Origin of the sequence: Pseudomonas sp. PDM17 (assembly GCF_014851985.1) — a bacterium.
Classification (GTDB): domain Bacteria; phylum Pseudomonadota; class Gammaproteobacteria; order Pseudomonadales; family Pseudomonadaceae; genus Pseudomonas.
In genome coordinates, this window is the sequence record NZ_JACVAT010000001.1 from 310,948 (window position 1) to 331,493 (window position 20,546).

At 66.0% G+C, this 20,546-nt stretch carries 18 protein-coding genes; 8 read left to right on the forward strand and 10 right to left on the reverse strand.

Translation table 11 applies throughout. The features are described 5' to 3' along the window. Positions 1-278: 278 nt before the first annotated feature. From IB256_RS01460 to IB256_RS01500, 9 genes are all read right to left on the reverse strand, one after another. The gene (locus tag IB256_RS01460) at positions 279-902 is read right to left on the reverse strand and encodes a transcriptional regulator (RefSeq protein WP_192291845.1); all 624 of its coding nucleotides are present in this window, start codon (positions 900-902) and stop codon (positions 279-281) included. Between the two features lie 89 nt (positions 903-991). Continuing rightward, entirely contained in the window at positions 992-2,122 is a 1,131-nt protein-coding gene (locus IB256_RS01465) for an NAD(P)/FAD-dependent oxidoreductase (RefSeq protein ID WP_192401059.1), read from the reverse strand. A gap of 13 nt (positions 2,123-2,135) precedes the next feature. Then, complete coding sequence (locus IB256_RS01470) at positions 2,136-3,083, reverse strand: ornithine cyclodeaminase family protein (protein ID WP_192291839.1); 948 nt, start codon at positions 3,081-3,083, stop codon at positions 2,136-2,138. Between the two features lie 180 nt (positions 3,084-3,263). Continuing rightward, positions 3,264-5,222: a methyl-accepting chemotaxis protein gene (locus IB256_RS01475; RefSeq protein ID WP_192318810.1), complete on the reverse strand. Its 1,959-nt coding sequence runs from the start codon at positions 5,220-5,222 to the stop codon at positions 3,264-3,266. Between the two features lie 289 nt (positions 5,223-5,511). After that, positions 5,512-7,062 (reverse strand): ATP-dependent RNA helicase RhlB, encoded by a 1,551-nt coding sequence (gene rhlB, locus IB256_RS01480; RefSeq protein WP_285886913.1) that lies wholly within the window; start codon positions 7,060-7,062, stop codon positions 5,512-5,514. 96 nt (positions 7,063-7,158) lie between these two features. Continuing rightward, positions 7,159-8,316 carry a dipeptidase gene (locus IB256_RS01485; protein WP_192401060.1) on the reverse strand — a complete coding sequence of 386 codons (1,158 nt, stop codon included), beginning with the start codon at positions 8,314-8,316 and terminating at the stop codon, positions 7,159-7,161. A 76-nt stretch (positions 8,317-8,392) separates the two neighbouring features. Continuing rightward, the gene (locus IB256_RS01490; RefSeq protein ID WP_081516115.1) at positions 8,393-9,331 is read right to left on the reverse strand and encodes a GGDEF domain-containing protein; all 939 of its coding nucleotides are present in this window, start codon (positions 9,329-9,331) and stop codon (positions 8,393-8,395) included. 151 nt (positions 9,332-9,482) lie between these two features. Beyond that, complete coding sequence (locus IB256_RS01495; protein ID WP_192401061.1) at positions 9,483-11,375, reverse strand: acyl-CoA synthetase; 1,893 nt, start codon at positions 11,373-11,375, stop codon at positions 9,483-9,485. 31 nt (positions 11,376-11,406) lie between these two features. After that, positions 11,407-12,060: an alpha/beta hydrolase gene (locus IB256_RS01500; RefSeq protein ID WP_192401062.1), complete on the reverse strand. Its 654-nt coding sequence runs from the start codon at positions 12,058-12,060 to the stop codon at positions 11,407-11,409. Between the two features lie 513 nt (positions 12,061-12,573). Here IB256_RS01500 and IB256_RS01505 point away from each other — a divergent pair. From IB256_RS01505 to pcsA, 5 genes are all read left to right on the forward strand, one after another. Then, a complete protein-coding gene (locus IB256_RS01505) occupies positions 12,574-13,602 on the forward strand; it encodes an amino acid ABC transporter substrate-binding protein (RefSeq protein ID WP_081516109.1) in 1,029 nt (342 codons plus the stop codon). Positions 13,603-13,720: 118 nt separating this feature from the next. Continuing rightward, positions 13,721-14,905 carry an amino acid ABC transporter permease gene (locus IB256_RS01510; RefSeq protein WP_192291791.1) on the forward strand — a complete coding sequence of 395 codons (1,185 nt, stop codon included), beginning with the start codon at positions 13,721-13,723 and terminating at the stop codon, positions 14,903-14,905. A gap of 10 nt (positions 14,906-14,915) precedes the next feature. After that, on the forward strand, positions 14,916-16,013 hold the full coding sequence (locus IB256_RS01515) for an amino acid ABC transporter permease (RefSeq protein WP_192291789.1): 1,098 nt from the start codon (positions 14,916-14,918) through the stop codon (positions 16,011-16,013). 12 nt (positions 16,014-16,025) lie between these two features. After that, positions 16,026-16,802: an amino acid ABC transporter ATP-binding protein gene (locus IB256_RS01520; RefSeq protein ID WP_024767156.1), complete on the forward strand. Its 777-nt coding sequence runs from the start codon at positions 16,026-16,028 to the stop codon at positions 16,800-16,802. Positions 16,803-17,047: 245 nt separating this feature from the next. Then, complete coding sequence (gene pcsA / locus IB256_RS01525; protein WP_081516103.1) at positions 17,048-17,764, forward strand: phosphatidylcholine synthase; 717 nt, start codon at positions 17,048-17,050, stop codon at positions 17,762-17,764. Between the two features lie 132 nt (positions 17,765-17,896). On the opposite strand, the gene IB256_RS01530 is transcribed toward pcsA, so the two are convergent. Next, entirely contained in the window at positions 17,897-18,853 is a 957-nt protein-coding gene (locus IB256_RS01530) for a GlxA family transcriptional regulator (RefSeq protein ID WP_192291787.1), read from the reverse strand. A gap of 123 nt (positions 18,854-18,976) precedes the next feature. Here IB256_RS01530 and IB256_RS01535 point away from each other — a divergent pair, with 123 nt between their 5' ends. From IB256_RS01535 to IB256_RS01545, 3 genes are all read left to right on the forward strand, one after another. Then, on the forward strand, positions 18,977-19,459 hold the full coding sequence (locus IB256_RS01535; protein ID WP_192401063.1) for a nuclear transport factor 2 family protein: 483 nt from the start codon (positions 18,977-18,979) through the stop codon (positions 19,457-19,459). A 73-nt stretch (positions 19,460-19,532) separates the two neighbouring features. Continuing rightward, positions 19,533-20,234 carry a glutathione S-transferase C-terminal domain-containing protein gene (locus IB256_RS01540; RefSeq protein ID WP_192291784.1) on the forward strand — a complete coding sequence of 234 codons (702 nt, stop codon included), beginning with the start codon at positions 19,533-19,535 and terminating at the stop codon, positions 20,232-20,234. Further along, the gene (locus IB256_RS01545; protein ID WP_192291782.1) at positions 20,231-20,536 is read left to right on the forward strand and encodes a GIY-YIG nuclease family protein; all 306 of its coding nucleotides are present in this window, start codon (positions 20,231-20,233) and stop codon (positions 20,534-20,536) included. Before IB256_RS01540 ends, IB256_RS01545 begins: the two co-directional genes overlap by 4 nt. Positions 20,537-20,546: the final 10 nt, after the last annotated feature.

Genomic DNA, 20,546 nt, shown 5'->3' on the forward strand with positions numbered 1-20,546 from the left:
CGCTAACCTCACGGCGGAGCACGAACGTAGGATGGTGTAGAGCGAAGCGATACCCATCATTTCCCCTGCCACGTCTGCATGGGTATCGCTGCGCTCCACCCATCCTGCGCAAGCGTTCGCCGGGGACGTCGGCAGGATGCGTTCCGCGAGCATCGCCAAGCTTCCTTGTAGGGGCGAACCCTGCACCCGATCCGCCAGCAGGGCCGGCGTTTCAGGTGAGTTCGGAGGCGGGGAGCGCCGTCCGCGATTGCGCGAGAAAGCAGAAGAAGAGAGTCCCCTCAGACCTCCTCCTTCAACTCCTTCAGGTGCTTGTACACCGTCGCGCGGCCCATGTTCAGCACGTTGGCCACATAGTTCGCCGCGCTCTTGCCCTTGAACGCGCCCTCGGCGTGCAGCGCCAGGACCAGTTCGCGCTTGTGGTCGCGGCTGAGGGTGGAGAGGCTCAGCTGGCGCTGCTGCAGCCAGCCGTGCAGGAAGGTGTTGATGCGCTCCTGCCAGTCGTCGCGGAACAGCGCGTCCGGTTGCGGGATGACCTTGCTGGAGGAGAGGAACAGGTCGAGCGCCGCCTTGGCGGTCTCGAACAGGGTGATGTTGAGGTTGATGCACAGCACCGCCAGGGGGTCGCCCTTGCCGTCGCGCAGCACGGTGCTGATGGAGCGGATCTTCTGGCCGTCCCAGTTGAGCTTTTCGTAGGGGCCGATGTTGCGCTCCTCGCTGCCGCCTTCGAGCATGTCTTCCAGCGCGGAGTCGTCGCCGATCTCGCGCTTGGAGATGTTGTTCGCCAGGTAGGCCACGCGCTGGTTGCGCAGGTCGTGGATGACCACTTCGGCGTGGGGGAAGAACAGCGCAGCGATGGCGTCGGCGATGGCCTTGTAGTTGTCCAGCGGATCAGCGGCGGTCATGGGCAAGGCTCTCGGGGCGATTAGGCGGGCGATGGCACGGGCGCTGGCGAGTGTGCCGCAAGCGCCCGCAGGCTGTCACGAACGACGGCTCACTCGGCCAGCAGGCGCGCGGGGGACAGCATTTCGGCGGTGAGGCCATGGCGGGTGAGGTGCTCGGGCAGGGCCTCGCGGCGGATCAGCGCGGCACTGGCCTCGCCCATCGCCGCCGAAGTCTGGATGCCATAACCGCCTTGCCCTGCGACCCAGTACAGGTTGGGCGTGGCCGGGTCATAGCCGGACACCAGGTCGCCATCAGCGAAGAACGAACGCAGGCCCGCCCAGGTGTGGCTCGGGCGGCGGATGCTGAGGGTGGTGTGCTCCTCGATCTGGTAGATGCCCAGGGCGATGTCCAGCTCTTCGGGCTGCACGTCGTGGGGCTCCACCGGGTCGGCGTTGGCCGGCGAGCCGAGCAGCAGGCCGGCATCGGGCTTGAAGTAGAAGGATTCATCCAGGCTCACCAGCACCGGCCAGGCGTGGCTGTCGACACCCTCCGGCGGGCTGAACAGGAAGGCGGCGCGACGCTTGGGCGTGAGGCCCAGGGGAGTGGCGCCGGCCAGTTCGGCGATCTTGTCGGACCAGCTGCCGGCGGCGTTGACCAGCACCGGCGCACGGTAGGTCTGCTGTGCGCAGCGTACTTCCCAGGCGTCATCGATGCGGCGGATTTCCAGCGCTTCGCTGTCCAGCTGCACGCTGCCGCCGTTTCGCCGGATGCCGCGCAGGTAGCCCTGCAGCAGGCCGTCGGTGTCGATGTCGGCCGCGCTGGGGTCGAGCATCGCGCCGTGGACTTTCTCGCGGCGCAGCACCGGGACGATGGCGCAGGCTTCGTCGGCATCCAGCAGGCGCATTTCCGGCACGCTGTCGCGGGCGCTGGCGAACTGGCGCTGGAGTTCTTCCGGGTTGCCTTCGAAGTCCACGGTCATCTCACCGCGCGGGGTGAGGATCGGGTGCTCGACGAAGCCCTCCGGAGGGTTGTCGAAGAAGGCGCGGCTGGCGGCGGTCAGGGCGCGCACCTGCGGCGTGCCATAGGCGACGGTGTAGAGCGCTGCCGAGCGTCCGGTGGAGTGGTAGCCGGCGTGGGACTCGCGCTCGAGCACGGCGACCTTGCCGTGGCGGGACAGAAAGTAGCCGGTGGAGGCGCCGGCAATACCGCCGCCAATGATGAGGAAGTCGACTTCGATCATGTTCGTCTCCGGCTCAGGCGTTGTCGCGTTGCAGATGGTAGAGCGCATTGGCCAGGGCGACGTCTTCCAGGCCCAGGCCGATGGAGCGGAAGAAGGCGTGGCGCTGGTAGTCCGGTTTGGCGGCCTGCCCGCTGACCAGCTCCGGCAGGTCACCGCGGATGGCGCCGTCCCAGCCGTGCTCGTCGCGGGCCAGGCGCATCTCGCCGGCGGAGGCCGGGGTGGTGGCGCGGTAGTCGCAGTACACGTCCATCTGCGCCAGCCACTGCGGCGGAACTTCGTGGGCGCGGGCGACGTTGGTGCTGATGGAGGTGATCAGCGCCGGTTTGGTCAGGATCGCCGGATCGAGCACCGGGGTGCCGGACGAGGTACACAGCAGCACCACATCGGCGTCTGCCACGGCGGCTTCGACACTGGTGGCCGGTTCGGCGCGGGAATCGATGGCGCCGAACTGGGCCAGTACGCCAGCGCTCAGGTTCGGCGAGTAGACGCGGATGCTCTGCCAGTCACGCAGGCCGGCTGCGTAGCGCAGGTGTGCACGGGCGATCGGGCCGCTGCCGACGATGGCCAGACGCCTGGCGTCCGGGCGGGCCAGCTCCTGCACAGCCAGGGCGGTGGTGGCGGCGGTGCGCGCGGTGGTCAGGCTGCCGGCGTCGCACAGCAGCAGCGGTTGGCCGCTGTCCATGGACATCAGCAGGCTCCACGCGGTGACCAGCGACTTGGGCTGGCGCACGATGTACGGCGAGGTCTTGACGCCGTAGACCTTCTGCGAGGCCAGCACGCCCAGGTAGTTGATGAAGTCGCCACCGCCGTTGGGGAATTCCACCAGTTGCTGTGCCGGCTGCACGGCGCTGCCAGCGGCCAGCTCGACGAACATGTCGCGCATCGCCTGGAGCACGTCGACCTGTGCCAGCAGGCGTTCGGCGTCAGCCTGATTGAGGGTGAAAGGCGTGGCGGCGGACATGGTGAGACTCCAGGTATGGATTTATTTTTCCATTCTGGACTCGATTGTCTTGATCGGCAAGGGTAGGTGGTCGGGTGGTGTATGTGTTTTCGCAGGGCTCAAACCGGTAGCGCTGGCCTGTAGGAGCGCCCCATGGGCGCGATCGCGGGCATGGCCCGCTCCTACAGGGAATGACGCAACTTACAGCTTGAACTGCGCCACCAGTTCTTCCTGGCTGCCGGCCACGCGGCGCAGGTGCTCGCCGCAGTCGCGGGTGTGCGCGGCGGTCTTGCGGTTTTCCACGGTCATGTCGCTCAGGCGGTGCATGTGCTGGTTCACTTCCTGGGTCGTGGCGGCCTGCTGTTCGGCGGCGGCGGCGATCTGGAAAGCCATGGCGTGTACGCCCTGCAGCGAATCGTCCAGCGCGCCGAGGGCTTCCAGCACGGCCTGGGTGTCCTGCTCCAGGGTATGGGCCTGTTCGCTGGCACCACTCATGCTCGACTGCGCCTGGACGGAGGAGTCGCCCAGGCTGCCAACGATGGCGACGATCTCGTCGGTGGCGCTGCGGGTGCGCTGGGCCAGACTGCGCACCTCGTCGGCGACTACGGCGAAACCACGGCCCGCCTCACCGGCGCGGGCGGCTTCGATGGCGGCGTTGAGGGCGAGCAGGTTGGTCTGTTCGGCGATGGAGCGGATCACGTCCAGCACCGAGCCGATCTGCTGGCTCTCGCCGGCCAGGGTCTGCACCACGCCGTCGGCCTGGCGCAGGCCGACCAGCAGTTGGTCCTGGCGGCCGATCATGTGCTGCAGGGTGCCCTGCATGGCGACGAAGGCTTGCCGCGCGGCGGCGCTGCCATCGGCGCTGCGGCTGGCGCTGCCGGCAATTTCCTGCACGGTGGCGGCCATCTGGTCGACGGCGCTGACCACCATTTCCAGTGCTTCCTGCTGCTGGTCGAGGTGGTGGCTGGTGCGCCCGGCGGCGTCGAGAATGTCGCCGCTGGCATCACCTACAGCCTCGCTGGCCTGGCGCAGGCGCTCGACCACCTGGCGCCAGGCCGTGGTCATCTCGCGCAGGGCCTGCATCAGGCCGCTGCTGGCGCTGGCGTCGTCGCTCAGGCGCAGCTCGCCGCTGGCCAGGCGCTGGGCCAGGGCGGCCATGCTGGCCGGCTCGCCACCCAGCGGGCGCATCACGCTGCGGCTGACCAGCCAGGTGCCGGCGGCGACGCCGAGCAGGGTCAGCACGCCGAGCACGAGGATCTGCCACATCAGCTTGCGCACCGGGGCGAAGGCCTGGGCCTGGTCCATTTCCGCCACCAGCGCCCAGTGCAGGCCGTCCAGGTTCAGCGGGACGAAGGACTTGAGCGCCGGCTCGTTGCTCAGGCCCGTCTCGGAGAGACGACCCTGCTCGCCGGCCAGGGCTTTCTCGATGGCCTGGCCGGGCAGGGCGGTGGGGCTTTCCTTGTCGCGGCGCACGTGGTGATCGGCAAAGCGCACCGAGTCCGAGCGCAGGCTGCCGTCGCCGCCGACCAGGTAGGTCTCGCCGTCGTCGCCCAGGCCCTGGCGGTTCTGCATCACTTCGTTGATCGAGGCGAGCGGCAGTTCCAGCACCAGCAGCAGTTGCAGCTTGCCATTGTCCTTGATCGGCGCGGCCAGCCATTGCACCGGTTGCTGGTCGTTGGGCGCCTGCTCCAGGTCGCTGATGCTGGCCTTGCCGCTGTCCAGAGCCTTGCGGATGAACTGGCCGAACGGCGTGTCGCGCCACTGCGGATCGCCGATGTTCTGCTGGTAGTCGACGCCACGGCCGAGGCTGAACACCACCTTGCCGTCGCCGGCCACCAGGCGCAGTTCGCGGTAGCCGAAGGTCTTGATGAAGTTCTCGAACACCGGGCGGTCGTAGTTGGCGGTGGTCACCAGGGATTCGCTGTCCAACCCGGCGTAGTTGCTGCCCAGGTTGGTGGCGAGGCTGCTGAGCTGGTCGTTACGGGCCTTCCAGGCGTCCATCAGCTGCCGCTGCTTGATGCTGGCGACCGCCTCCAGGGCGTTCAGGCTTTGTTCTTCGAGGGCACGGCTGGCCTGGAGATAGACCACGATGGCCATCACCAGCACGGGAATCAGGCCGACCGAGAGGAAACTCAGAGCAAGTTTGGCGCGCAAGGGCATGGGAGGATTCCGACGAGTTCTTGGAATTGTTCTCGCGTGCTTTGCAAGAAGCGTGCGAATTTTTTTACGTCTGTAAATAAAACTGAGCAGAAACGGCCGGGGGCAGGCCTATTGCGCGGATAATGGCGCGTGGCCATTGTTTGCGGGGGGATGCCGCACGGTCGTCCCAGCGGGTCCGGCAGGAGGAATGGCAGGCTCTAGGAAAGGGAATTCGTCACCCGCGGTAACGCCGGTGGAAACAAAAAAGGCGAAGCCATGTGGCTTCGCCTTCTTCTGGTGCAACAAGCGATCAGTGCTTGCGCGGTACCGGCTTGAGCAGCTCGGTGGGCGGCATTTCGCAGTTGATCTTGCGGCCCAGCAGTTCCTCGATCGGCGGCAGGGCAAAGGCATCGTCCTCGCCGGCGAAGCTGATGGAGGTGCCGGTACTGCCGGCGCGGCCGGTACGGCCGATGCGGTGCACGTAGTCGTCCGGGTCTTCGGGCAGGGTGAAGTTGATCACGTGGCTGATGCCGTCAACGTGGATGCCACGGCCGGCGACGTCGGTGGCGACCAGGACGCGGATCTTGCCTTCACGGAAGCCTTCCAGGACCTTGATGCGCTTGTGCTGCGGCACGTCGCCGGACATCTGGGCGGCACTGATGCCGTCCTTGGTCAGGCGTTCCTCGATGCGACGCACCTCGTCCTTGCGGTTGGCGAAGACCATCACGCGGGTCCAGTCGTTCTGCGCGATCAGGTTGTACAGCAGCTTGTACTTGTCGCTGCCGGCAACGGCATAGACGTGCTGCTCGACGGTATCGCTGGCAACGTTTTCCGGCTCGATCTCGACGATGGCCGGGTCGACGGTCCACTGCTTGGCCAGGTTCATCACGTCGTCGGTGAAGGTGGCGGAGAACAGCAGGGTCTGGCGCTCGCCCTTGTACGGGGTCTGGCGGATGATCTGGCGGACCTGCGGGATGAAGCCCATGTCGAGCATGCGGTCGGCTTCGTCCAGCACCATCACCTCGACCATGTCCAGGTGCACCTCGCCGCGCTGGTTGAAGTCCAGCAGGCGGCCGGGGGTGGCGACCAGGATGTCGCAGAAGCGCGATTCCAGGGTCTTGAGCTGCTTGTCGAAGTCCATGCCGCCGACGAAGCTCATGACGTTCAGGCCGGTGTACTTGGCCAGGCCCAGGGCGTCGTTGGCGATCTGCACCACCAGCTCGCGGGTCGGCGCGATGATCAGCGCACGCGGTTCGCCCATGTAGCGCTCTTTGGGCGGCGGGGTCTGCAGCAGCTGGGTGATGATCGAGATGAGGAACGCGGCGGTCTTGCCGGTGCCGGTCTGGGCGCGGCCGATGGCGTCCTGGCCACGCAGGGTGAAGCCCAGTACCTGTGCCTGGATCGGCGTGCAGTACGGGAAGCCCAGGTCATGGATGGCATGCATCAGGCGCGGGTCGAGGTTGAAGTCGTGGAAGCGCGTCTTGCCTTCGGCCGGTTCGACCACGAAGTCTTCCAGCTTCCAGTTGTCCACCACCGGCGGGCGCGGCTTGCGCTCGCGGCGCGGTTTCGGCTCGCGGGGCTTGTCGGCCCCCTCGGCCTTGGCATGCTCCTGCTTCGGCGCGTGCTCGCGTTTTTCGCCGCGTTCGCCTTTGTCGGAACGCTCGGTGCGGGGTTTGTCGCTTTTCGGACCGCGGGCCGGCTTCTCGCCGTTGTCGCCTTCGGGGCGCGGATTGCGCGGTTTGCGCGGACGCTTTTCGCCGCTCGGGGCGGGCTGGGAGGCAGCGGGTGCGGGGGCTGCCGGCGTGGTGACGGGCTGCTCGCCATCACCCTTGCTGAAGATTTTCTTGAGTGCTTTGAGCACGTTGGTCTCGTACTGGTTAAGGAATGAACGGCCGCCAGTGTAATGCAAGATGCCCGCAGGGCGAAGTGCCACGGGCATTCTGCCTATTGACTTGGGCTACGGAAGGTTCTCCAGCAGCAGCCGGCGGACGTTTCCGCCCATGATGGCGGCGATGTCCTGGTCGCTGAAGCCGGCTTTCGCCAGGCCCTGGGTCAGTTGCGCGAGGCCGGTGGTGTCGAAGGGCGCATTCACCGCGCCGTCGAAGTCCGAACCCAGCGCCACGTGCTCGACGCCTACTTTGTCGGCGGCGTAGCGCATGGCCTTGACGATGGCCTCCACCGAGGTTTCGCAGACCGCGCCGTCCCAGTAACCGATGCCGATCACCCCACCCGTGTTGGCGATGCCCCGCAGGTGGGCGTCGGTCAGGTTGCGCGGGCCGGGGCAGGTGCCGGCGACGCCGGTGTGGGAAACGATCACCGGGCGCCTGGCGATGGCCAGCACGTCGTCGATCAGCGGGCGAGAGGCGTGGGCCAGGTCGATCAGCATTTTCTTGTCTTCCAGGCGCGGGATGACCTCGCGGCCGAACGCGGTCAGGCCGCCTTTCTTCAGACCGTGGGCGGAGCCGCCGACCTCGTTGTCGAAGAAATGGGTCAGCCCCATGATGCGGAAGCCTGCGTCGTACATGCGGTCGATGTTCCCGAGCTTGCCTTCGAGCGGATGCAGGCCTTCGGTGGCGAGCACGGCGGCGAGCTGCTTCGGGTCTTTCTGCCAGGCGGCGAGGTAGCGGGTAAGGTCGTCGCGGCTGCGCACCAGGGTGAGCTTGCCCTGGCTGTCGGCGGCGGCCTTGTCCAGCAGTTCGCCCTGGTAGAGCGCGCGTTCGAGCAGGCTGTTCCAGGTGCGTGCCGGCCAGCGCTGGGCAATGACCAGCGGGGTGATGTTGTCGCTGTCGGCGCTGTTGCTTTCGTAGTTCAGGCCGCGCGGGGTCTTGGTGACGGTGGAGAAAACCTGCAGGCCGACATGGCCTTCGAGCAGACGCGGCAGGTCGGTGTGGCCGTGGTCGTGGCGTTCCAGCAGGTTGCGGTCCCAGAGCAGGGCGTCGTCATGAAGGTCGGCGACGAACAGGGTCTGATGTAGCGCCTGGGCCTGCGGCGAGGCGGGGTAGGGCGGCGGGCTGGCCACGGTGTTCATCTTGCGGTCCATGTAGCCCGGCAGGTTGAAGAAGATCCCCAGGCCAACGGCCAGCAGGACGAGCAGGATGATCAGCAGTTTGCGCATGTCAGCTTCCCAGCTTTGTTATTGGTTTTCTTGCTGGGGCGCAATCTAACAGAAGGGCAGGTGAAGGGAAGCGGCCTCAGCCGCAGAGGCAGTTGCGGCCCTTCTGCTTGGCTTGGTAGAGGGCGCCGTCTGCCCGCAGGATCAGGCTCGGCAGGTTTTCCTGGATGTCCATCTCGGCCAGCCCCAGGGACACGGTGACGCCGGGCAGCACGCCCACCGGCGAGTAGAAGGAGGCGACCTGCTCCAGGCTCTGACGCAGGCGATTGCCGATGCGCCGGGCCTCATCGATGGCGATTTCCGGCAGCAGGATGACGAACTCCTCGCCGCCATAGCGCGCCATGCTGTCTTTGGGCCGCAGCTGGCTGCGCAGTGTATGGGCGACCAGGCACAGCGCGTAGTCGCCGGCCAGGTGGCCGTGCTCGTCGTTGTAGTTCTTGAAGTGGTCGACATCGAGCATGAGCATGCACATGGGCTGCTCGTTGAAGGCACAGCGCGTGCTCTCGCGGTCGTAGATGTGCTCCAGCCAGCGCCGGTTGAACAGCCCGGTGAGGGTGTCGATGTTGGCGTTCTGCTCGGTGTCGAGAATGATCCGGTTGCCTTCGCGCACCCGTTCGCAAAGCACCGAGAGGAGGTTCTGCATCACCTGCGGGGAGTGCTCGAACAGGCCGATCAGCGCTTCGCGGTGCAGACGCAGGACGGTGGTCGGTTCACTGGCGACGACATAGGCAGAAGGATGGTCGCTGTCGATGAAGCTGATCTCGCCGGCGCAATCACCCGGATGCAGGGTGCTCACCGGCTGGTTGTCCAGCGACCCCAGGTACACCGTCAGGTGCCCGGAGAGGACCATATAAAGGAAGTGGTTGCGGTTGAAGGGCGACAACAGGATTTCGCCGCGCTCCAGTTCGCAGGCGCGGAAATCCTTGAGCAACTGCTGCAGGTTGGCCGCGGCCACGTTCTGGAACAGGCGCAAGTGCTGGAGTTGGCGGATGTCCTCTTTCCACTGCGCGGCTTTCATGGCACGGCGGACGTCGGGTGGCGGCTGATGATGTGCACGACTGACTCTCCCTGTAGTCCTCTTCGCACATTGAGCCATCAGTATTAGTCAGATTTGACTACTGGCAATTCGCACCCAGACCCGGCCGACCGGCGGTCGGCCGGGTGTTTCATCAGTGTTCCAGCAGCTCCACGTGCACCGCGTAACCGCCCAGACGGTCGACCAGGGCGGCGCGTGAGTCTAGGTCGAGGCCGCCAACGAAAAGACGCGCTTTCTGACCAAAGCGATCATCGGCGATCACCTCGACGCGCGGTGCCGGGGACAGGTGCCGGATCTCGTCCTCGAACACGCGACGAATGGCATCCAGCCGGAGCGCCGGCTTGAAGGTCTTGCCCACCGCGGTGACCGGGATGGCGTCCAGCAGCCAGACGTCCTTGGGCACCGCGGCGCGCTCGGGCACATGCTGCGCGGCGTGTTCCAGCAACTCCGCCTCGCTCGCCTGCATGCCCGGCTTGAGCTGGATGTACACCACCGGCAGCTCGCCGGCCTTCAGGCACGGCTTGCCCACGGCGGCGGCCATGGCTACGGCGGGGTGGCGGTGCAGGGCTTCCTCGATCATCTGCGGGTCGATGTTGTGCCCGCCCCGGATGATCAGGTCCTTGCTGCGGCCGGTGAGCCAGATGTAGCCGTCGGCGTCGATGCGGCCCAGGTCGCCGGTGTTGAACCAGTCGCCGTCGACCCAGATGTCCTTGTTCTTGCTGGCCTGCAGGTAGCCCTTGAAGACGGTGGGGCCGCGCAGGCAGATGTTGCCGATCTCGTCCACGGCCGCGTCGCGCAGGTACTGGCCGTCGCCGTCGAGGACCGCCGATTTGAGCTCGCAGTAGGGTAGGCGCAGGCCGATGGAGCCGGGGCGACGTTCGCCGCCGCGCGGGTTGCAGCTGGTACCGCAGGTGCCTTCGGTCATGCCATAGCCTTCGATGACTTTCAGGCCGGTCTTTGCCTCGAACTGGCGGATCAGCTCCACCGGCATGGGCGCCGCGCCGCACAGGGCGAAGCGCAGGCTGGAGAGGTCGCGGCCCTCGCTGGGCACCTGCAGCAGGGCGGCGTAGATGGTCGGCACGCCGCTGAAGCTGGTGACCTTGTAGCGCTCCACCAGCTTCCAGAAGTCCTGGATCAGCGTCGGGTTGCGATAGCCCTGGGTGCCGGCCAGCAGCACTTCGCCGCCGCGCATGAAGGGCGCAAGGCCGGTGACCATCACGCCGTTGACGTGGAACAGCGGCAGGCCGCAGAGCAGCACGTCGTTGCCGTCATAGTCGGAGTTCAGGCCCATGATCTCGGCCATCGCCACTTCATTGAAATGGCTGTGCGGCGCGAGCTTGGGGGTGCCGGTGGTGCCGCCGGTGTGGAAATAGGATGCGACTTCGTCCGGGCCGATCACCCGGCCGCTTTCCAGGTGGTCCGCCGGGCACTGGGCGAGCAGTTCGTCGAAGTCCAACACGCCTTCGGGTAGCGCGCCGCGAGCGGCCTTGACCGCCGAGCGCTGCGGCTCGGGCAGCAGGTTGGCGATGTCGACGGTGACGATGGCGTTCAATTCCGGCAGGTGCTCGCGCAGACCGGCGACCTTGTCCCATAGATCGGTACCGGGGAAGGGCGCCAGGGTGACGAGCACGCGGGAGTCGGCGGCGCGCACCAGTTCGGCGATGTGCTCGGGATCGAGCAGCGGGTTGATCGCGTTGACGATCCCCGCCGCTTCGCCGCCCCAGATCACGTAGTGGGTCTGCGGCAGGTTGGGTAGCAGGAACGACACCGAAGTGCCCGGCCGCACGCCAAGGCGGTGGAAGGCATTCGCCGCCTGGGTGACGCGGGCGAACAACTGCTCGTAGCTGACCTTGACCGGTTCCTCCTCCGCCGAACCCTGCAGCAGGAAGCTCAGGGCGGTGGACGGGCCGTACTGCTGCGCCGAACGGCGCAGCAGTTCATAGGTGCTGGGCGGCAGGTCGCGGTCTTGCAGGGGGACCTGTTCCAGGGCTTCGACGTCACGCAGGCTGCTGATCGGGGCGTTCATGCTTCTTCTTGTTCTCCGCAGGGTCAGGGGATCACAGGCGCTCCCGCAGCCAGGCGCCGATATCGCCAAGTTCCTCGTTGCTCACTTCGTGGCTCATCGGGTAGGTGCGCCACTGGGCGGGCACCTCGTTGGCCTGCAGGAAATCGTAGGCGGCGCGGCCCATGGCCGGCGTCACCACGTCATCGAAAGTGCCATGCAGGCAGAGGGCGGACAGTTGTCTTTTTGTAGCCGGCAGGCTTATGCCTTCGCTGAATGTCGGGCCATAGGTGGAGAGGGCCATGACCCCGCCCAGCTCGCCGTCCCAGCGCAGGTAGCCGGTGTGCAGCACCACCGCGCCACCCTGGGAGAAGCCGGCGAGGATGATGCGTCTGGGCGCGATGCCCTGGTCGATCTGCCCCTGGATCAGAGCGATCACGCTGTCGGCCGAGGCTTCCAGTTGCGCGTCGTCGATGGCGCGGGCAGGGGCCATGGCGAGGATGTCGTACCAACTGGGTGCGGGCATGCCGTTGAACACGGTGACCGGGCGGGTCGGTGCCTGGGGCAGGATGAAACGCGTCGAGGTGAAGCTACGCTGCAGCATCTGTGCTACCGGCTCGAAGTCGTAACGGTCGGCGCCCAGGCCGTGCAACCAAATGACGCAGGAGTCGGCGCTCAGGCTGGGTTCGAGGATCAGGGGCTGGGTCATGGAGGCTCCAGGATGGGGCAGGCGCTCTAGGAAGGGGCGCTGCGTGGGAAAAAGGGAGGAGGGGCGATGCAAGAAGATGTCGCATGGCCATAACTTGTGGGACTTGACTGCACGAAATTGCACGAACGTTCCTAGGCTGGTACGCCCCTTGCTATCGCTACTGGCAGGCTGTGCGGCCCCACTTCCGGTAACACTCTACCGACCCCATCCGGAAAGCTGTACCGGAAGTGGCGCCGCGACAGCCTTGGGCTGCTTCAGGGCCCGCCATGCCGGCTGCGGTCAACAGCCGGCATGGCGGGCCTTCGCCTTCACGCAATGATCCCTTGATGACCCGTTCCAGCGCGCAAGACCTGCGCGCTCGAAGGTGTGTTCGCGGCTTGCCGAAGGAAATTTCGCAAGCCGTCTAGACTCACTTTCAGGTCTCCATCCCGTTTGTTGTCTTGCTGGTGCCTCACGAGGGTACGGCGGTGGAACCGGGACTCCAAAACACTAAAAAAGCAACGGAGAAGATCGATGAAGATGGTGAAATCCACCCTGGCAGTGCTGACCACCGCCGCCGTGTTCGGCATCAGCGGCCTCGCGCATGCCGGCGCCACCCTGGATGCAGTGAAGAAGAAAGGCTACGTGCAGTGCGGTATCAGTGACGGTCTTCCCGGCTTCTCGTACGCCGACGCCAAGGGCCAGTACAAGGGCATCGACGTGGATGTCTGCCGCGCCGTGGCGGCGGCCGTGTTCGGCGACTCGACCAAGGTCAAGTACAGCCCGCTGACGGCCAAGGAGCGCTTCACCGCGCTGCAGTCCGGCGAGATCGACATCCTCTCGCGCAACACCACCTGGACCAGCTCCCGCGACAGCGCGATGGGCCTGAACTTCGTCGGCGTGACCTACTACGACGGCCAGGGCTTCCTGGTGAACAAGAAGCTCGGCGTCTCCAGCGCCAAGGAACTCGACGGCGCCACCGTGTGCATCCAGGCCGGCACCACCACCGAGCTCAACCTGTCCGACTACTTCCGCTCCAACAACCTCAAATACACCCCCATCACCTACGACACCTCCGACGAGAGCGCCAAGTCGCTGGAGTCCGGCCGTTGCGACGTGCTGACCTCCGACCAGTCGCAGCTCTATGCCCAGCGCATCAAGCTGGCGGCGCCGGATGACTACGTAGTGCTGCCCGAAGTGATCTCCAAGGAGCCCCTCGGCCCGGCCGTGCGCCAGGGTGACGAGGAGTGGTTCGACATCGCCCGTTGGACGCTCTTCGCGATGCTCAACGCCGAGGAACTGGGCATCAACTCGAAGAACGTCGAGGAACAGGCCAAGAGCACCAAGAACCCGGACGTCGCGCGCCTGCTCGGCGCCGAGGGTGACTACGGCAAGGACCTCAAGCTGCCCAAGGACTGGGCGGTACAGATCGTCAAGCAAGTGGGTAACTACGGCGAGATCTTTGACCGCAACGTCGGCGACGGCAGCGACCTGAAGATCAAGCGTGGCCTCAACGCCCAGTGGAACAAGGGTGGTCTGCAGTACGCACCGCCGGTGCGCTGACCTGACCCGCTCCGGCGCCCGGAGTGTGGGCGCCGGACTGTTTCGAACGACGTGAAGCCTTCCGGGCGATCTCGGGCGTAGCCCCCTGGTCGCCCGGCGGCCTTCCGAGAGGGCTTACATGCAGAATTCCGTCAAGGCCCAGCGTCCGCGGGGGGTATCGCTCAACGATCCCGTCGTGCGCGGCTGGGCATTCCAGGTCATCGCCGTCATCCTCGTCGTGGCGGTCGGCTGGTTCCTCTTCGACAACACCCAGACCAACCTCGCCCACCGTGGCATCCAGTCCGGTTTCGGCTTCCTCGACCATAGCGCCGGCTTCGGCATCTCCCAGCACCTGATCGACTACAGCGAAAGCGACACCTACGGACGGGTGTTCATGGTCGGCCTGCTGAACACCCTGCTGGTCACGGTGATCGGCATTGTCTTCGCCACCATCCTTGGCTTCATCCTCGGCGTGGCGCGGTTGTCGCCCAACTGGCTGATCCGCAAGCTGGCGACCCTGTACATCGAGACCTTTCGCAACATCCCGCCGCTGCTGCAGATCTTCTTCTGGTACTTCGCCGTGCTCGGCCCCCTGCCGAACCCGCGGCAGAGCATCAGCTTCGGCGACCTGTTCTTCATTAACAACCGCGGCCTGCAGATGCCCGCGCCGATCGCCGCCGACGGCCTCGGCCCGTTCATCGTCGCGGTGATCCTGGCGCTGGTCGGCTGGGCGGTGATCTGGAAGTGGGCCAAGGCCCGTCGCCATGCCACCGGAAAGGCCTTCCCGGTGTTCCTCAGTGGCCTGGCGTTGCTGGTCGTGCTGCCGGGCCTGGTGTCGCTGGTGGCCGGCGCGCCGTTCCACTGGGACATGCCGGTGCTGCAGGGATTCAACTTCCGTGGCGGCTGGGTGGTGATCCCGGAGCTGGTGTCCATCGTGCTCGCGCTGTCGGTCTACACCGCCGCCTTCATCGGTGAGACGGTGCGCGCTGGCATTCAGGCGGTCAGCCACGGCCAGACCGAGGCCGCGGGCTCCCTGGGCCTGCGTCCGGGACAGACGCTGCGCCTGGTGATCATCCCGCAGGCGCTGCGGGTGATCATTCCGCCGCTGACCAGCCAGTACCTGAACCTGGCGAAGAACTCCTCGCTGGCCGCCGCCATCGGCTACCCGGACATGGTCTCGCTGTTCGCCGGCACGGTGCTCAACCAGACCGGCCAGGCTATCGAGACCATGGCCATCACCATGAGCGTGTACCTGGCCATCAGCATCAGCATTTCGCTGCTGATGAACTGGTACAACAAGCACATCGCGCTGGTCGAGCGGTAAGGGGATATCCATGACAACTCATACCTTCAAGCCCGACCTGCCGCCCCCCGCGCGCAGCGTCGGCGTGCTCGCCTGGCTGCGCGGCAACCTGTTTTCCAGCTGGTTCAACACCCTGCTGACGCTGGTCGGCCTCTACCTGGTCTGGCTGATCCTGCCGCCGCTGCTGGAGTGGGCGATCATCAAGGCCGACTGGAGCGGTACCACCCGTGCCGACTGCTCCCGCGAGGGCGCCTGCTGGGTGTTCATCGGCTCGCGCTTCGGCCAGTTCATGTACGGCTTCTACCCCGAGGAACTGCGCTGGCGCGTGGACCTCACCGTGCTGTTCGTGGTGTTCGGCGCAGCGCCGCTGTTCCTCAAGCGCTTCGCCTACAAGGTGAAGTACGGCCTGGGCTTCCTCGTGGCGCTGCCGATCGTGGCCTACTGGCTGCTGCACGGCGGTTTCCTCGGCCTGGAAAGCGTGCCGACCAGTTCCTGGGGCGGACTGATGCTCACCGTGGTGATCGCCGCGGTCGGCATCTGCGGGGCGATGCCGCTGGGCATCCTGCTGGCGCTCGGGCGGCGTTCTAAGATGCCGGCGATCAAGGTCATCTGCGTCACCACCATCGAGTTCTGGCGCGGTGTGCCGCTGATCACCGTGCTGTTCATGTCCTCGGTGATGCTGCCGCTGTTCCTGCCCGAGGGGATGAACCTGGACAAGCTGCTGCGCGCGATGGTGATGGTGGTGCTGTTCGAGGCCGCGTACATCGCCGAGGTGGTGCGCGGCGGCATGCAGGCCATCCCGAAGGGGCAGTACGAAGCCGCGGCCGCCATGGGCCTGGGCTACTGGCGGACCATGGGCCTGGTGATCCTGCCACAGGCGCTCAAGCTGGTGATCCCCGGCATCGTCAACACCTTCATCGCGCTGTTCAAGGACACGAGCCTGGTGATCATCATCGGCCTGTTCGACTTCCTCAATAGCATCAAGCGCGCCACCGCGGACCCGGCCTGGCTGGGCATGGCCACCGAAGGCTATGTGTTCGCCGCGGTCGTCTACTGGATTTTCTGTTTCGGCATGTCCCGCTACTCCATGCACCTGGAGCACAAGCTGGACACGGGCCACAAGCGTTAGGAGCGATTCATCATGTCTGAAGCCACCAACAAGACCGCTCAGCCGGCCATCGGCGATCACGTGATGATCACCATGAAGGGTGTGAACAAGTGGTACGGCCAGTTCCACGTGCTCAAGGACATCAACCTGGAGGTCAAGCAGGGCGAGCGCATCGTGCTCTGCGGACCGTCCGGCTCGGGCAAGTCCACCACTATCCGCTGCATCAACCGTCTGGAGGAACACCAGCAGGGCAGCATCGTGGTCGACGGTACCGAGCTGACCAACGACCTCAAGCAGATCGAGGCGATCCGCAGCGAAGTCGGCATGGTGTTCCAGCACTTCAACCTGTTCCCCCACCTGACCGTGCTGCAGAACTGCATCCTGGCGCCCATGTGGGTGCGCAAGATGCCCAAGCGCCAGGCCGAGGAAGTCGCCATGCATTACCTGGAGCGCGTGCGCATCCCGGAGCAGGCCAACAAGTTCCCCGGCCAGCTCTCCGGCGGTCAGCAGCAGCGGGTGGCGATCGCCCGCGCGCTGTGCATGAAGCCGAAGATCATGCTGTTCGACGAACCCACCTCGGCGCTCGATCCGGAAATGGTCAAGGAGGTGCTCGACACCATGATCGGCCTGGCGCAGAGCGGCATGACCATGCTCTGTGTGACCCACGAGATGGGGTTTGCGCGCACCGTGGCGAACCGGGTGATCTTCATGGACAAGGGCGAGATCGTCGAGCAGGCGCCGCCGGACCAGTTCTTCGACAACCCACAGTCGGACCGCACCAAGCTGTTCCTCAGCCAGATCCTGCACTGATATCCGAACCTGCCCCTCTCCTTGGGGAGAGGGGCAGGTGATCGCTTGCAACGCTCGTCTCCCCCGATGGCAAGCCAGCGCCGCAACGGCGTATGCTGCCGATTCCACCGCAACAAGGTGCGCATCGGGAAAACCGGCTGAACTCGGCCGCCCCATCGGTGTTCCCATGTGCAGTGGTTTGCCAGGGATGGACTACCGTTTCAGGTAGCTCCCCTGCATCCGCCGTCCAAAGGAAGAGAGCCGACGTGAACCTGATCCTATCGCCATTGAACCTCAGCAAAGCCAAGGCCTGGGGCGCCCACGCGGTGACCTCCAGCGGTGTCATCCTCGCGCTGCTCGCGCTTCTCGCGCTGGTCGACAACAAGCCGCAGGCCTGCCTGCTGTGGTTGGGGGCAGCCTTGCTGGTGGACGGCCTGGACGGCACCCTGGCGCGCAAGTTCGACGTCAAGGCGGTGCTGCCGCACTTCGATGGCTCCACCCTGGACCTGGTGATCGACTACCTCACCTACGTCTTCATCCCCGCGATCTTCATCTACCGCTACGTGCCGCTTCCGGTGCACACCGAGCTGCTGGCGGTGGGGGTGATCCTGGTGTCCTCGCTGTTCTGCTTCTGCAACGTCAACATGAAGAGCAAGGACAACTACTTCGTCGGTTTCCCGGCCGCCTGGAACGTAGTGGCGGTGTATTTCTTCGTGCTCGACCTGAACCCCTGGGTGAGCTTCGTCACCGTGCTGGTGCTGGCAGCGCTGACCCTGACCCGCATGAAGTTCCTGCACCCCTTCCGCGTACGCCAGTTCATGCCGCTGAACATCGCCGTCACCTTCGTCTGGATGCTCAGCAGCGCGCTGCTGATCCTCCAGCACCCGGTGGACCAGCCCTGGCTGCTCGGCCTGTGGTTCGTGGCTTCGGCCTACTTCGTCGGCGTCTGCGTGTGGCGCACGGCGATGGAGTGGTTCAGCTGACCGAGCCGGAATCGCGGTTTGCTTCCACGTAGGATGGTGTGGAGCGAAGCGATACCCATCGATACCCATGCATCCAGCAGCATGGGTATCGCAAGCTCCACCCTTCCTACGTTCCTGCACCTCTCAGACGTCTTACGCCTGCCGCCCCATCAGCCGCTGCCGGAAAGCCCCCGGCGTCTCCCCGCACACCTGCTTGAACAAGCGCGCGAAGCTGGCCCGGTCGGCATAGCCGACATCGCTGGCGATGCGCTCCAGTGAACGCCCCGGATCACCCAGTGCCTCCTGCGCCGAAGCGATGCGCAGGCGTTGCACGTAATCGTTCGGCGACATCCCGACCTGCTCGCGGAAGCGCCGCAATAGCGTGCGCGTGGAGCAATGCACGCGCTGTGCCAGGCTGGCGAGGTCGAAGGGCTGCGCGTAGTTGTCCTCCAGCCAGGCCAGCAGTGGTTCCAGTGGCGAGCCAGCGGGCAGCGGGTCGGGCAGCAGCGGGGTGAAGCGCCGCTGGCGGCCGCGCCCGTGCTCGAACACCAGGGTCGCCGCCGCGCGACGCGCCAGTGCCGCGCCGGCATGGCGCTCGATCAGGTACAGGCACAGGTCCAGCCCGGCCTGAGCGCCGCCGGAGCAGAGCCGGCCATGGTCGTCGGTGCAAAGGGCGTCGATGTCCAGCCGTACCTGGGGATAACGTTCGCGGAACGCCGTTTCCAGCGCCCAGTGCGTGGTGGCGCGGCGGTCGTCGAGCACGCCGGCTTCGGCCAGCAGGAAGGCGCTGCTGCACAGGCTGCCCAGTTGCACGCTGGGGGGGGCGCGGCGCAACCAGTCCAGCAGCGGTTGATTGGCGGCGAAGGTGGTGTCGATATCCGCGCCCGTGGCGGGAATCAACAGCAGGTCGCAGCGCGCGGCGAGGTCGAGCCCGCCTTCCACTGCCACGTGGCCGAAGGGCAGCGCCACCGGCCGGCCGTCGGCGCTGACCCGCAGCACCTCGAAGCGTCGCTCACCGGCCAGGCGGTTGGCGAGGTGGAAACTGTCCATGGCCAGGCCAAGGCTGGAACACAGGGTTTGCGGGCAGACGAACAGGGCTATCCTGAACATGGCGTCTCGCTTTGCTCTGTCGATGGAAGTGGCGCTATTGATCATAATGTTGTCGATATTGCCAATCGTGTCCAGCCGATCCATCCCCGATACTGCGTCATCTCTCCTGACACGAGCTCTACCATGGCCCACCCCAACGCCCAGCTGATCGAACGTTTCTACCAGGCTTTCCAGCGTCGCGATGGCGAGGCCATGGCCGCTTGCTACAGCGCCGATGTGCAGTTCAGCGACCCGGTCTTCACCGACCTGCGCGGCGCCGAGGCGGGCGATATGTGGCGCATGCTCACCGCCCGCGCCCAGGATTTCTCGCTGACCTACGAAGGCGTCGAGGCCGATGAGACGCGCGGTTCGGCACGCTGGGTGGCGTCGTACACCTTCACCCAGACTGGTCGGAAAGTGATCAATCACATCCGGGCACATTTCCACTTCCGCGACGGATTGATCTGTCAGCACGTGGACAGCTTCGACCTGTGGGAATGGTCGCGCCAGGCCCTCGGCGCCAAGGGCGCCCTGTTGGGCTGGGCGCCGCCGGTGCAGGGTGCGATCCGTGCCCAGGCCGCCAAAGGCCTCGCGGCGTACCGCGCACATCGGGTGGCGAAGGCCTGATCGCGGGCTTTCGGGCTCGCCCGTAGCGGCCGGATAGGCTTAAATGACAGGCGACTGAGAGCCGGACGCCGCCATGATCACACTTTTCCAGTTCCCGCCCGCCTTCAACGTACCCAACGTCAGCCCCTTCTGCCTGAAGCTGGAGACCTTCCTGCGCCTCGCCGGGCTGGAGTATCAGATCAAGCACGTGATGGACCCCCGCAAGGGCCCCAAGGGCAAGCTGCCGTTCATTACGCTGGACGGCAAGTCCGTTGCCGATACAGCGATCATCATGCGCACGCTGCAGCAGTACTACGAATTCGACCTCGACGCCGGCCTCGATGCCCGCGGCCGTGGCTGGGCGGTGTCGATCACCCGCCTGTGCGACGAGCACCTGGTGCCGCTGCTGGTGTACTTCCGCTGGCTCGACGAGCAGGGCTTCCGCCAGGTGAAGGACGTGATGTTCCGCGGCGTGCCCGGGCCGCTGCGGCCGGTGGTAGGCGCGATGCTGCAGCGCAAGATTCGCGGCGACCTCAAGGGCCGCGGCCTGCTGCGCCACAGCCGCGACGAGCTGCTGAGTTTCGCCCGCGACGATCTCGAAGCCCTGGACGGCATGCTCGGCGACCTGCCGTACTTCGGCGGCGCCCAGCCGTGCAGCGCCGATGCGGCGACCTACGGCGTGCTGGCCAACCTGATCCTCAGCACCCTGGAAACCCCGCTCAACGATATGGCGCGCAGCTACGAGCGTCTGGTCGCCTATTGCGACCGCATGCAGGCGCGAGTCTGGGCGTCGTGACCGCCGCCGAGCCCAAACCCTGGTTCGTCTACCTGGTGCGCGCCGAGAACGGCGCGCTGTACTGCGGCATCAGCGACGACGCGCAACGGCGCTTCGAAACCCATCGCACCGGCAAGGGCGCGCGCTTCTTCCATTCCAGCCCGGCCCAGGCGCTGGTCTATGTGGAAGCCTGCCCCGGCAAGGGCGACGCCCTGCGCCGCGAGCGCGCAATCAAGGCGCTGACCAAGAAGGCCAAGGAGCGCCTGGTGCTGGCCAATCCCTTCACCATCAGCGCCGTGGATGTCGTCCTATCCGAGGGATGAGGTAGGACTC